Source organism: Flavobacterium sp. (assembly GCF_050696275.1).
Lineage (GTDB): Bacteria > Bacteroidota > Bacteroidia > Flavobacteriales > Flavobacteriaceae > Flavobacterium.
This window is the reverse complement of record NZ_JBOGUT010000007.1, coordinates 85782-99153: the sequence shown is the minus strand read 5'-3', so window position 1 is coordinate 99153 and position 13372 is coordinate 85782. Positions and strand designations below refer to the sequence as shown.

Annotated in this window: 15 protein-coding genes; 4 read left to right on the top strand and 11 right to left on the bottom strand. The window is 34.8% G+C overall.

All coding sequences use genetic code 11. The annotated features are described in order from the left end of the window. From ACRDEC_RS05820 to atpB, 3 genes are all read right to left on the bottom strand, one after another. The gene (locus tag ACRDEC_RS05820) at nt 1-501 is read right to left on the bottom strand and encodes a F0F1 ATP synthase subunit B (protein WP_431497391.1); all 501 of its coding nucleotides are present in this window, start codon (nt 499-501) and stop codon (nt 1-3) included. Nucleotides 502-579: 78 nt separating this feature from the next. After that, complete coding sequence (atpE, locus tag ACRDEC_RS05815) at nt 580-777, bottom strand: ATP synthase F0 subunit C (protein WP_103724671.1); 198 nt, start codon at nt 775-777, stop codon at nt 580-582. Between the two features lie 37 nt (nt 778-814). After that, nucleotides 815-1984, bottom strand: a complete 1170-nt coding sequence (gene atpB, locus ACRDEC_RS05810) for a F0F1 ATP synthase subunit A (RefSeq protein ID WP_431497390.1) — start codon at nt 1982-1984, stop codon at nt 815-817. A 271-nt stretch (nt 1985-2255) separates the two neighbouring features. Between atpB and ACRDEC_RS05805 the strand changes: the two genes are divergently transcribed. Beyond that, the gene (locus tag ACRDEC_RS05805) at nt 2256-3623 is read left to right on the top strand and encodes a T9SS type A sorting domain-containing protein (protein WP_431497389.1); all 1368 of its coding nucleotides are present in this window, start codon (nt 2256-2258) and stop codon (nt 3621-3623) included. Here ACRDEC_RS05805 and ACRDEC_RS05800 read toward each other — a convergent pair. From ACRDEC_RS05800 to ACRDEC_RS05785, 4 genes are read right to left on the bottom strand one after another with little or no spacing between them, the layout of a single operon-like run. Further along, complete coding sequence (locus ACRDEC_RS05800) at nt 3620-4012, bottom strand: hypothetical protein (protein WP_431497388.1); 393 nt, start codon at nt 4010-4012, stop codon at nt 3620-3622. The two genes, ACRDEC_RS05805 and ACRDEC_RS05800, sit on opposite strands and share 4 nt — an antisense overlap. Before the next feature lies 1 nt (nt 4013). Next, nucleotides 4014-4244 carry an AtpZ/AtpI family protein gene (locus ACRDEC_RS05795; protein ID WP_431497387.1) on the bottom strand — a complete coding sequence of 77 codons (231 nt, stop codon included), beginning with the start codon at nt 4242-4244 and terminating at the stop codon, nt 4014-4016. Then, nucleotides 4231-4620 carry a bactofilin family protein gene (locus ACRDEC_RS05790; RefSeq protein ID WP_431497386.1) on the bottom strand — a complete coding sequence of 130 codons (390 nt, stop codon included), beginning with the start codon at nt 4618-4620 and terminating at the stop codon, nt 4231-4233. Before ACRDEC_RS05790 ends, ACRDEC_RS05795 begins: the two co-directional genes overlap by 14 nt. A 6-nt stretch (nt 4621-4626) precedes the next feature. Next, nucleotides 4627-7227, bottom strand: a complete 2601-nt coding sequence (locus ACRDEC_RS05785; protein ID WP_431497385.1) for a tetratricopeptide repeat protein — start codon at nt 7225-7227, stop codon at nt 4627-4629. Between the two features lie 149 nt (nt 7228-7376). Between ACRDEC_RS05785 and ACRDEC_RS05780 the strand changes: the two genes are divergently transcribed. Beyond that, nucleotides 7377-8429: a 2Fe-2S iron-sulfur cluster-binding protein gene (locus ACRDEC_RS05780; protein WP_431497384.1), complete on the top strand. Its 1053-nt coding sequence runs from the start codon at nt 7377-7379 to the stop codon at nt 8427-8429. Nucleotides 8430-8443: 14 nt separating this feature from the next. On the opposite strand, the gene ACRDEC_RS05775 is transcribed toward ACRDEC_RS05780, so the two are convergent. Further along, nucleotides 8444-9478 (bottom strand): glycosyltransferase family 9 protein, encoded by a 1035-nt coding sequence (locus tag ACRDEC_RS05775; protein ID WP_431497383.1) that lies wholly within the window; start codon nt 9476-9478, stop codon nt 8444-8446. 13 nt (nt 9479-9491) lie between these two features. Beyond that, on the bottom strand, nt 9492-10097 hold the full coding sequence (locus ACRDEC_RS05770) for a DUF4254 domain-containing protein (RefSeq protein ID WP_431497382.1): 606 nt from the start codon (nt 10095-10097) through the stop codon (nt 9492-9494). A gap of 75 nt (nt 10098-10172) precedes the next feature. On the opposite strand from ACRDEC_RS05770, the gene upp reads away from it, so the two are divergent. Further along, nucleotides 10173-10826, top strand: coding sequence for a uracil phosphoribosyltransferase (gene upp / locus ACRDEC_RS05765; RefSeq protein WP_431497381.1), 654 nt, complete (start codon nt 10173-10175; stop codon nt 10824-10826). Here the strand turns inward: upp and ACRDEC_RS05760 are convergent. Beyond that, nucleotides 10821-11753: a DUF6427 family protein gene (locus ACRDEC_RS05760; RefSeq protein WP_431497380.1), complete on the bottom strand. Its 933-nt coding sequence runs from the start codon at nt 11751-11753 to the stop codon at nt 10821-10823. The genes upp and ACRDEC_RS05760 overlap by 6 nt on opposite strands. A gap of 46 nt (nt 11754-11799) precedes the next feature. Between ACRDEC_RS05760 and ACRDEC_RS05755 the strand changes: the two genes are divergently transcribed. Further along, nucleotides 11800-12030 (top strand): DUF6341 family protein, encoded by a 231-nt coding sequence (locus tag ACRDEC_RS05755; protein WP_431497379.1) that lies wholly within the window; start codon nt 11800-11802, stop codon nt 12028-12030. Here ACRDEC_RS05755 and purD read toward each other — a convergent pair. Beyond that, nucleotides 12022-13296: a phosphoribosylamine--glycine ligase gene (gene purD, locus ACRDEC_RS05750; RefSeq protein ID WP_431497378.1), complete on the bottom strand. Its 1275-nt coding sequence runs from the start codon at nt 13294-13296 to the stop codon at nt 12022-12024. The two genes, ACRDEC_RS05755 and purD, sit on opposite strands and share 9 nt — an antisense overlap. Nucleotides 13297-13372 lie beyond the last annotated feature (76 nt).

The following is a 13372-nucleotide window of genomic DNA, read 5'->3' as shown; positions in this document are numbered from 1 at the left end:
TTAGTTTAATTTTACATCACCTAACATTTTCTCAACTAATTTCATTTGAGATTCTTTGTTAGATAATTCATCTTTTAATAATTTTTCTGCAATTTCAAGTGACAATGAAGACACGTGAGATTTCAACTCAGCCATAGCTGCATTTTTTTCACTTTCGATAGAAGCTTTAGCTTGTTCGATCATTCTTAATCCTTGTGTTTGAGCTTCTTCTTTCGCATCAGCAATCATTTTTTCTTTGATTTCTCTAGCATCTTTAAGCAAGGTATCGCGCTCTAAACGTGCTTCCTGCAAAATACGTTCGTTGCTTGCTTGCAGGTTTTGCATTTCTTTCTTTGCATTTTCAGCAGAAAGCAATGCATTTTTGATTCCGTCTTCTCTATCGTTTACGGCATCCAGAATGGGTTTCCAAGCAAATTTTTTCAATAAAAGAATTAGACCAACAAATATTACTATTTGCATGATAAATAATCCTAACGAAAATTGACCTAATAATTGTTCCATTATATATTTACTTTAAATTTTAAATTTAATTAAAACAATTGTTGCAACCAACCGTTGCAACAATTGCTTTTTTAGATATTATTTGCCCATAAAGAATGCAGCAAAACCAATACCTTCAATAAGAGCTGCAGCAATAAGCATAGCAGTTTGGATTTTTCCTGAAGCTTCTGGTTGACGTGCAATAGCGTCCATTGCTGAACCACCAATTTTACCGATACCTAAACCAGCACCAATAACAATTAAACCTGCTCCTACTAAATTTGGAATAGTTCCCATAATGTATATATATTAAAAATTAAACATTCAAAATTAATTAATGATGATTTTCTTCATCATGATGATGCTCTTCATTGGCAGAACCAAAATATAGAGCTGTTAACATTGTAAAAATATAAGCCTGTAAACCGGCTACTAAAATTTCTAAAATTGATAGCACAAATGCTAATACAAACGAAAATCCACTACCAGCAACATTATTAAAAGTATACATCATTGCGATGATACTCATTAAAACAATGTGACCCGCAACCATATTTGCATACAAACGGATTGTTAATGAAAACGGTTTAATTAAAGTTCCTAATAATTCAATTGGGGCTAAAATAATTTTCATCGGCATTGGCACACCTGGCATCCAGAAAATGTGTTTCCAATAATTTTTATTTGCAGAAAAAGTAGTAATTAAATATGTGATTATAGCTAATGCGGCAGTAATTGCAATGTTTCCTGTAACGTTAACTCCAAGCGGCGTTAATCCAAACATGTTTAAAAACCAAATAAAGAAAAACACTGTCAATAAATGACTCATGTATTTTTTGTAATGCTTCTCACCAATATTTGGAATAGCAATTTCATCTCTTATATATAAAACTAATGGTTCGAAAAATCTTCCTGCACCAGTTGCTATTCCGCCATTTTTACCGTATGATTTTCCTAAATTTCTAAAAAGGACAAACATCAACAAACCAACTACCAAAATCATAAAAATATTTTTAGTAATTGAAAAATCTAATGGTTTAACTGTAGATTCAGAACCTGTAGCATCGGTCTTATAAACCATACCATTAACATGACTGATTTTATAAAAATTACCATTGTTTTCAGCAACTTCTTCTCCGTGGTGAAATTTTGAAGAAGAAAAAATCTGCAATCCATTATCCCAAAGAATTACAGGTAATGGAAAACCAACATTTACTTCGTGTCCTGAATCTTTTCCATAAGAAAACAAATGAAAATCATGAGAATCTCTTAAGTGATGTTGAATAAATTCCGCTCTCTCTTCAACATCTATTTCTTCTTTCGTGAGTTTTTCCTCTGTTGCATGAGTTGCCTCAGCTACAGCATGAGTTGTATCAATCACAGCATGAGCTACTTCAGTATGCACTTTAGTAGTGTCTGAAACTGGATTTGCAAAACTAAATAAAGGAAGACAAGCAATAAATGCTGCCATTATAAATCTAAGAGGTCGCGTTGAAATTACCATATATAAAAACTATAATTCTACGTTTGTAAATTTGGTGCAAAGGTACATTTTTTATTAATATTTGAAACCATATAAAATTTTTTTTTCTTGACAGCTTTTTTTTGTGAAAAACAGAATCAATAAAAGTTATTAACAAGCTGGTTTTTTGAAGTTTAAAAAAATTTAAATTCAATCTAAACACAAGGCTTTTCGAAGATTCTTTGTTTAAAAAATTGTTAACAAGTATTTTTTTTATACTTTCGTTAAAATATTTAGGAACAAATTAAACTATATGAGAACAAAACTACTCCTTTTATTTATTCCTTTTTTTACAATAAATCTTACAGCTCAATGTTGGCAGTCCGTTTCTGCGGGTGGCGCACATACCATTGGGATAAGAACTGGCGGTACTTTATGGGCTTGGGGAAGAAACAATGTTGGGCAACTTGGGAATGGAACAGCAATAAATTCAAACCTTCCAATTGAAATAAGTACGAATACAAATTGGCAAAGTGTTTCTGCCGGAAATTCACACAGTATTGCACTAAAAAGCAATGGTACCCTATGGGCTTGGGGGAGAAATTTAGCAGGCCAGCTCGGAAACGGAACAATACTGAACTCGAATTTACCTGTTCAGATAGGAACTGATACGGATTGGCAATCTATAGCTGCGGGTGATGAATATACTTTAGCCCTCAAAACCGATGGTACACTTTGGGCCTGGGGTGAAAACATTTATGGTCAACTAGGTGATGGCACAATAGTGAATAAAGATGTCCCGACAAAAATCGGAACAGATACCAACTGGCAATTTCTCGCTGCAGGATCAACACACTCGTTAGCTATTAAAACTACTGGGGAATTATACGCTTGGGGGCGAAACAATACAGGTCAACTTGGTGATGGTACCACAACAAATACAACGGCTCCGATAAAAATTGGTACTGACATCGATTGGAATGCTGTAAGTGCCGGAAACGGACATAGCGGTGCTTTAAAAGCTAATGGCTCACTGTGGATGTGGGGATTGAACTCAACAGGACAATTAGGAGATGGGACAACCGCTGACAAATCATCTCCAATCAATATTTTATCAATTACTAATTGTACTAATATTGCTAAAGGCACCCAACACAGCCTTGTAAGAAAATCAGATGGTACTTTATGGGCTTGGGGCGGTAACGCTTCAGGACAGTTAGGTGATAATACCAATACTCAAAAAACAAGTCCTATACAGGTTTTTGGAAATTTTACAGACTGGCAATCAGTAACTTCAAAAGTTTCCCATACACTGGCTATTAAAAATGATGGTACTTTATGGGGTTGGGGAGCTAATCTTTACGGGCAGATTGGAGATGGTACGAATGCAGCAAAGAATATTCCTATAGCAGTTAGCTGTCCGGCACTAGACACTGATGAAAACGCGATTGTTGATAAAATCAATATATTTCCAAATCCGGCTACATCAGTGATTACAATTCAATTGACTGAAAATTTAGTTTTTGACAGAATTATTATCGTTGACATCTATGGAAAAACTGTTTTTGACAGAAAAGAAAATACCGCACAAATTAATGTAGAGGCTTTTGCTTCAGGAATGTATATCATTGAAATTTTTTCTGAAGGAAAACGTTTTCAATCGAAATTCATCAAAAACTAATGCTCTTTTTTATTTAATATTACAATTGTAAAAATTGTTTCTAATACTAAGAAAAGCACAAAAAGACCGAAGAAATTCCATTTTTCCAAAGCGTTTTCCTGTGTCATGTTTAGAATTGGCCTTCCTAAAATATAGCAAGCCACCATTTTTACGGACGTTACCAATAAAAAAGTGTTTCCGACAATATCCAGATTCTTCTGTTTTATTTTTAAAAGAAGTATAATTATTGCTATTGAAAATCCGGCAAAAAACAAATACAATTGTTGTAGCGAATATTCGAAATTAATGGTGTTAAAGCCTGAGAGTAAAAATATTATTTTGTGTGCAATATAAAACCCGACAATAACCAAAGCCAGTTGGCTTACTAATTTTAATTCTTCTCTGTTCATTTTAAGAATTTTTCCCTATTTCATTTACCTGACGATACACATTGTACAGTGCAATAAAAACACCAAACATCGTAAGTATTTTGTAGTACTCTATTTTTTCGCTGGGATACTTTTCATCCAGCCATAAACCAATTTTATTGAACACATAAATAATCAATCCCATTTGAATGGGAATATTAATTAATGCTAACCATTTATTGTACGGTTTTTTTTCCTGATTATTGTTCTCCATGGGGTGGCAACAAAGGTTTTGATGCTGTTTTCATGATACATGTTGCGCTGAAGTCTGCTCCCGGCTCTACCGAAAGTTTTTCACAGGTTACTTCTCCATGTATACTCGCTTTTGATTTTACATTCAGGATTTCCTGAACTTCAATTTTGCCATTTACTGTCCCTTCGACATCTACATTTTTACAAAAAATATCTCCCGTAACGCTTCCTGCCGGCCCTATGACCAGTTTGCCTTTTGATGTAAAATTCCCCACTAAATGACCATCCAATCTAAAGTCTGCCTGAGAATCAATATCGCCTTTTAATTTGGTCCCTTCAACAATTCTGTTGGTTTTTCCGAGTAAATCGGTGTAGGATTTTGTGCTTTTTTCAAACATTTCTTTTTATTTAGATTCCAGAAATTGATTGTAATTTTTCTTGACCTGAATGACTGCATAATTCCCACTCGAAATTACACTCGCCGGTGTCACAATTTTGTATTCTTTAGCTTCTTTTAAAGCATCTATTAAATATTGAGAAAATTCCTTTGAAGAAATACCGTGTAAAACAATGAAATTTTCATTCTCTGTATACACATCATAGGAAACAGAAAATTTATCAAATTGCTTTTCAGTAATATACTTATTCAATTTCTCCATTAGTTTTACAGTTTCAGCATCATCCCGTTTTCCTGCTTTGTAAAGAATTTTCCAGTTTTTAGCCAAGCTGTCCTGTTTTAAAGCCATCTTTTCTAATCCTGGTACGCTAATACTAAGAATATCTTCGGCCTGCTTACCTTCCTTGCTGTTAGGATATGTCAAAGCAACATAATTTATCGCTTTTTTATATTCATCAACTCCTCTTAGTTTTCCGATAACGCTTGCTTTAAGCAATTCGTATTTTGGAATCAGATCATCTCCGGCAAATTGTGTCAGGTTTTTTTCAATCGATGCTAAAACGACAACGTATTCCTGATTTGCATATTGCTTGTACAGTCCTTTATAAACCTCATCAGGTGTTTGATCAGCAGCGGTTTCTTCCGAAATGGCCCCGCTTAAAATCTGAGCATATCTGGTATTTGGATAATTTGTAATTATCTGCATTTTTATCGCTTCAGCTTTGGCCTTATCCGATGTCTCATAAAGCTTGTACAAATTGTACATAGACGGCAAAATCAATCTTTCTTCCGGAGTGCTTTTAAGTACTGTCTCGAATTTGTTTACGGCCAGCTTGTTTTCTTTAAATTTCTCCTTGTAAATAACTCCTAACTGATAACTTGCAAAATTTCTTTCCTTTGCCAAACTGTCTATCACTACTTGAGATGTCGGCAGCTGATTTAAATAAAATTCAGGTTTGTATTTTTCTGAAACAACCGAATCTTTTTTGATGTCTGAATCGACCGGCTTTTGATCCTCTTCCTCTTTTATATTATCTGATTGAACAGACCAGCGCCAATTCTCTTTTAGCGCACGTTTTCCCCATCTTTTTTGAAATTCTATCTTTCCGTAAGCAACCGTTGTAGGTGTATAAAAATAAAACGCCCCGCCATCTTTAGGATCATCAGGAGTCATCATTTTTGGTAATTGATTGTTAAGTGCTGCTTTTCCTTTTCCCTGACTGATATCAATATCCTTAATTCCTGCATTCGCTTTTTCGGCTATCTCTTTTTGTTTTTCTTCCAATGCTTTTTTGGCTTCATCTTTTGCTTTTAACTTCGTTATATAGTCGTCAAAAAAAGCTTTTCGGTCACTGTCAGAAAAGGCAACCAATTTTAAAATACTATCGTTATGCTGTACAATGCCTTCGTATCTGATAACATCCACCAGATTTTCACGTTTTTTTACAATGCCGAAATACTCTCGGTCTTTTTTAACCAATTTGGTTAATGTGCTATCATAATATTGTCCTGCTGTAAGGTACTTTGCTTTGTCAAAATATATTGTAGCCAGGTTTTTATACGTTGTCGCCTGCAGGTAAGTGTCTTCAGAAGGTGATCGTAACGATTTATTGTAGAATTTTATAGCTTGCTCTTTTTTATTTAATTTGTCATAAAAAGTTGCCACCTGATAATTTAACACGTCCAGAAATGGTCTGTTTTCGCGGTCTTTTAAAAGTTTGGCGTATTTTTCAAGAAACGCAATAGTGTCTGTTGTAGAATCAACAAGTTGAGCTTGCTTTGCATGGGCACGAATCACATAATGACGTGGTGATTTTCGTTTCATGTCAATAATTTGCTGAAATTCAGCATAAGCACTGTCGTTATAACTTAGCTTTTCATACAATTGCCCAAGGATAAAATGGTATCTCGCTTTTTCTTCCTTGAATTTTGTTGAAAGTAACGCTATCTTAAGCGGTGCGATAGCACTGTCTCTTTGCTCTAAATTAATATACCCTTGAGACAGCGTTGCGTTTGCATCAGCAAAAACCTGTGCGTTTATATCTTTATTCTTGATAAGTCTTTTTAGATTTTTAATGGCCAATGCATCATTTTCTAATCGCAAGTTTGTTTTTTCACGCCATACTTTAGCTTCATAGATTTTATCCGAATCCGAATATTTATATAAAATATAATTGAATGCCTCCAAAGCCGGGATAAATCTCTGATCGTAATAGCGTGATTTCCCCAAGAGTAAATGTGCCTCATCCATTTGCATATTCTTCTCTTTTCCTTCGATATTCATCGAATGCTTTTGGATTGCTTTTGTCGCTTTGGTTTCCGCACGGTCAAAATTTTGATTTTTACCTTTCTGTCCAGGCAGCATGGCTTCTTCAGCTACCTGCATTCTTTCTACAGGCAATATTTCCCAAAAATTATCCTTATATCCGGTTTTTAGTTCGTTTATTCCTGCCTCTAATGACACATCACCATTATATAACGTATTATACTCTGAGTTTAAAGCATGCCAATTTCTGTTTACAAAAGAATTTCTCTTGGTAGAACAAGCCACCAGAAAAAGAATTAAAAGAGAACTCGAAATGTATTTTAATCTATTAATTTTCAACATAGAATGGTTTTATATGTAAACTGCCAAATAGTATTTTTAGTATTATAACTCGTAAAAGTACGTTTCTTTTTGAAATTCCGAAAAATAAAGTATTTTTTAATTTTAAATATGTCGTCATCGTTTGTTAATTTTGCTGAAAAGAATAACATATGTCAACATTCTATAAATTAGCTATAAAAGAAATCCAAAAAGAAACTCCTCAGGCGGTTTCTGTTGTTTTTAATATTCCTGATGAATTTAAAGATTATTACAAATTCACTGCCGGTCAATATGTAAATTTAAAGCTTACCCTGGATGGCGAAGAAATTCGTCGTGCTTATTCCATTTGTTCAGCACCTAACAGTGATGAATTAAGAGTGGCCATTAAAGCTGTAAAATATGGAAATTTTTCGAAATTTGCTAACGAAAAACTAGCTGTCGGAAATGTTATCGAAGTAGGAATTCCAGAAGGAAAATTCACTTTTGAACCTAATCCGGAAAAGCAGAAAAATTATATGGCTTTTGCTGCCGGAAGCGGAATTACACCGGTAATGTCGATTCTGCAATCCGTTTTAAAACAAGAACCGAATAGTTCTTTTGTACTGTGCTTTGGAAACAAATCACCGGAAGAAACTATTTTCCACGATCAGTTACTCCATTTACAGCAACACTATTTAGGCCGTTTTTTTGTACACTTCGTGTATAGCCAATCAAAAGCAGATGACGCTCTTTTTGGCCGAATTGATAAATCTGTAGTTAACTTTGTTTTAAACAATAAACATTCGGAGAAAGAGTTTTCAAAATTCTATTTGTGTGGGCCGGAAGAAATGATTATTACAGTTAGTGACCTCCTCAAAGAAAAAAATGTTGCTGAAAAAGATATTAAATTCGAATTATTTTCTGCTTCAAAAACGGAAAAAACAATAGATACAAGCAAAACGGAACATACTAAAATAACGGTTTTGGTTGATGGTGATGAAGACACTTTCGAAATGTCTTCCAAACAAACGTTGCTTGAAGCTGCACTTAAACAAGGACTGGATGCTCCTTATTCTTGCCAAGGCGGAATATGCAGCAGTTGTTTAGCCCGTGTTAAAAGCGGAACTGCGGAAATGAAGAAAAATTCGATTCTTTCCGATGATGAAATTGCCGAAGGTTTAATTTTAACCTGTCAGGCACATCCGACATCTGCTGAAATTTATGTCGATTATGATGATGTATAGTATAAGAAAAGGAGCTAAATAAGCTCCTTTTTTATTGTATCTATTATCGTTTCGGGCAAGATGCTGCGCATGGCATCGTGGTAGCCTTCAATTTTTTTATTTCCATAAACAGATGTTGGCAGTTTTGGGTATTTTTCTCTATCAGATGTGATGCAGTTTTCCAATGGCTGATCAAAAGGTGAAAATCCGGCATACGGATGCGTGGCTCCCCAAAGAGTGATAACGTTGACCCCTAACATTGCTGCGATATGGGCATTCCCGGAATCCATACTCAACATAATGTCAAGATTTGAGATGACATCCAGTTCCTGCTGAAATTTTAGCTTTCCAGCCATTACCATCACATTTTCGTGATTGTTTTTCAGCTGATTCAGTTGTTGGATTTCTTTCTCTCCTCCTCCAAAAAGCAAAATTTTAAACTTCCCTTGAGAGAGTCCATCAATTACTTTTTGCATCAGGTCTAACGGATAAACTTTACTGTCGTATTGAGCAAAAGGCGCAATTCCTATCCATTTTTCATTTTTATTTCCGGTTGCTGAAATGATTTCTGAACTTAAAGTTGCTTTTTCAGGAAAAACAGGCTGTGAAATAACTATTGAAAATCCTAGCTTTCCGAAGGTTTCACAATGTCTTTCAACCATGGGTTTTAAAGGCTGGAAAATTTTATTTTCGGCTCGGGTTAATGCTTTCTTTCCCGCCCTTCCTTTGTCTGTAAAAGCAGCTTTTTTTCCACTTAAAACAAAAAGATTTCGTACTATTTTAGATCGCAATACATTGTGCAAATCCGCAATGGCGTCAATACCCAACTTCCGCAAATCCGAAAACAGCCGTAATAACCCAATAAATCCTTTGTGTCGTTCCTTTAAATCTACAGCGAAGAAATGCACGTTCGGAATGCCTTCAAAAAAAGGTTTAAAAAAAGGTCTGGAAACAACTGTGATTTTTGTTTCAGGATAGCGCAAAGAAAAAGCTCTCAGCACAGGAACCGTCATTGCGACATCACCCATAGCTGAAAGCCTTATTACTCCAATATGTTCTATTTTTGACATCTAAAAAAGAAGTCTATTTTTTATTTTGATACAACACCGGATTTAAATCGTCGTCGTTGTACATTTTCATTTGCTTGTACACTTTCATGTATTTGTCACCGTTTTCAATATCGGTCAGTAAATCGCTGATAGACGTAAACATATCATTCTTCTGATCTAACAAAACATTTAATTTTTCCTGGCATTTTGCCCTGTGTTCTACTGTTGCTTCTGCACGGTTTGCCTCTTCACTCATGTGGTAGATTTTCAGTGCCAAAATAGACAAACGGTCAATAGCCCAAGCTGGACTTTCCGTATTGATTTTTGCATTTGGTTTTACCTGAACATCCTTATGCTTTTGAAGAAAATAACTATCAATAAACTCTACCATATCCGTACGAACTTGGTTTGAAGCATCAATTTTCCTTTTTAAAACCAATGCAGCTACCGGATCAATTTGCGGATCACGAATAATGTCTTCATAATGCCATTGTACTGTATCTACCCAGTTTTTAGCATATAATAAATATTCTATGGATCCTTTTTCGTAAGGATTCAATGTAGGTTGGTACACATCATCAATAATGTGATAATCAGCAATACTTCTTTCAAAAATGGGAAATGCAAATTCAGCAAACATAGTTTCGTGTATTTTATTTCTACAAAAATAGCGTTTTTTTGTACTTTTAGCCTGAAATTATAAATATTAATTCTAATGCACATCCACTATATTTCAGAACAAAACAGCATTCTGAACCATTTTTTAGCGCAAATCCGCGATGTAAATATCCAAAAAGACAGTATGCGTTTTCGCAAAAACATTGAGCGAATTGGTGAAATTATGGCTTACGAATTGAGTAAAACACTGGAATATAAAGACATTGCAGTACAAACTCCTATTGGTGTAAAACACACTACAACTGTTGCTGATAATGTCGTTTTGTGTTCCATTTTAAGAGCTGGTTTAGCCTTGCATCAAGGTTTTATGAACTTTTTTGACGATGCTGAAAACGGATTCGTTTCGGCCTACCGCCATCATTACAATAATGACGATGCTTTCGATATTCTGGTGGAATATAAGGCTGCTCCCTCTTTTAAAAACAAAAATCTGATTTTAATTGACCCGATGCTGGCGACTGGGCAATCGTTAGTGGCTGTTTTTAATAAGCTGCACACGGAAGAAACGCCGAAAGAAATCCACATTGCGGTGGTTATAGCAGCACCGGAAGGCATTGACTTTCTTGAAAAAAATCTTCCGAAAAACTGTCATTTATGGGTCGCTGCCTTAGATGAAAAACTCAATGAAAAAAACTACATTGTTCCTGGATTGGGAGACGCTGGTGATTTAGCTTATGGCGATAAATTATAGTAACTGAAGAATATAAGTAATAAAACTGGCTATTATAATTATTCCCAAAATGGATTCTTTAATCCAGTATTTGTCTATGGTTTCCAGATAATTAGTCAGCATAATGGATACCGGCACAAAGGTAAAAATAAGATAACTGTTGTCTTTATCCGGAGAAATAAAGAAAATCACCAATCCGATTACGAAAGCAAAAATAATCTTTTTATAGGACGACTGCAGGTTTAATGATTTGTTGGTCAGAATCAGCAGCATCGTCACAAAAGCGACCAAAGCAGTAATAATATAAATAGTTAAAGCAATATTTTGAAAGATGTTTTCTATGTATTTTAAATCAAAGTCGATGGCAATATGATTGATATAATTTCTTATAAACTCCGGGTCAAAAATCAGTGAAAACAAAACAGTAATGATTATAATCGCAAAAAAAGCAATGAACGGGATTATCCAATTTCTGTAATCTCTTGAAACGTGAAAGATAATCGACACAAACACGAGAAGGATAAACAGAATACTCCAGAAATGAAATAAAGCCGCCATAAAAACCCAGAGTGAAGCATCAAAAATTTTCTCTTTCGGGGTAATCAGCGACTGCATGGAGATAAGCCTTCGCAAAGCCAATAAAATAAAGGTATTAGATAAAATAAGAGCGCCATTGGACAAACTTTTCGGAAACAAGATAAAAAAAACGAAAAACAAAAGAAATGTATAACTGTTGTCTTTACTTAATCCGTTTTTCTTAGTAATAAAGTTGGTAATAAATAAAGACCCGATAAGCAAGAACAACAACACCACTTTTTTACCAATTTCTATTGTGCTTATTGTATTATAATTAGACTGAAACTGGTAAAGTGTAAAGCAAATAACCAACAAAGTGGTTATCAAAATATAATTTATTGGTCTAGATTTACTAAAAACGCTTGTTATCATGAGTATATTTTATATTTTTGTCCTGTAAATATAATACATATAAAAGATGAAATCATTTTTTGAAGGAATACAGTGGCTATTTGAGCAAATTCTTTTTGCCTTACACGATGTTTTACGTGCAGAAGAACTTGACAATTGGTGGATTGCAAACGTTATTTCATGGGGCTTTGTAGTTATTTGTTCTTACTATACATGGTATTGGATTAAACAACTTAAACTTCATAAAGACAACGACGACGAATATCAGGATACAACCGCTCACTCTTTTTTAAAGTAAGTCGAAACCGATATCTTTTCTAAAATACATCTTATCAAAATGTAACTTGTTTATGTTTTGGTAAGATTTTTTTATGGCCTCCTGGAAGTCATTCCCATAAGAAGTCACCGCGATTACTCTTCCTCCATTAGAAACAATATTCCCGTTTTCTATTTTTGTCCCTGCGTGAAAAACAAGCGAATCCTGAATGTTTTCCAAACCTGAAATTACTTTTCCTTTTTCGTAATCTTCCGGATATCCGCCAGAAACAACCATAATCGTTGTAGCGCTTCTTTCATCGATTTCTAAGTGAACCTCATCCAGCTTTTGATTGGCTACCGCCTGAAACAATTCAACTAAATCCGATTTTATTCTCGGCATTACCACTTCTGTTTCGGGATCACCCATACGAACATTGTATTCGATGACCATTGGTTCCCCTTTTACATTAATCAATCCTATAAAAACAAAACCTTTGTATTCGATATTATCTTTTTGCAGGCCATCAATCGTAGGTTTTACAATTCTGGTTTCTATTTTTTCCATCAAAACGGCGTCAGCAAAAGGGACAGGAGAAACAGCTCCCATTCCACCGGTGTTTAAACCAGTATCTCCTTCGCCAATACGTTTGTAATCTTTGGCCGTTGGCAGAACTTTGTAGTTCTTCCCATCAGTCAGAACGAAACAACTTAATTCAATTCCGTCCAAAAACTCCTCAATTACTACTTTTGAAGAAGCTTCTCCGAATTTAGCATCAACAAGCATGTTTCTCAATTCCTGTTGTGCTTCGGCTAAATCTTTTAAAATCAGAACTCCTTTTCCAGCAGCCAATCCATCTGCCTTTAAAACGTAAGGTGCATTTAATGTTGTTAAAAATTCGCAACCGGCTTCCACAGTCTCTTTTGTAAAACTTTGGTAACGCGCTGTGGGAATGTTATGTTTTACCAAAAATTCTTTAGCAAATTCTTTACTTCCTTCTAATTGTGCTCCTACTTTTGAAGGTCCGATAACTGGAATATGGCTTATCTCGGAATCATTTTTGAAAAAATCATAGATACCAAGTACCAATGGATCTTCCGGTCCTACCACGATCATATTTACCTGGTTTTGCAACGCAAATGCTTTTACCTCTGCAAAATCAGTGGGATTCACGGAAACGTTTGTTGCAATATCAGCAGTTCCTGCATTTCCAGGAGCTACAAAAAGTGTTGAGCATTGGGAACTTTGAAGCATTTTCCAAGCTAAAGCATGTTCTCTTCCGCCTGAACCAAGTAATAAAATTGTCATTGTGTAGTTGTGTTTGTTTTGTGTTGCAAAAATAGTTCGTTTAAATCTATTAGGGAAATTTTTATAGAGAATGTGC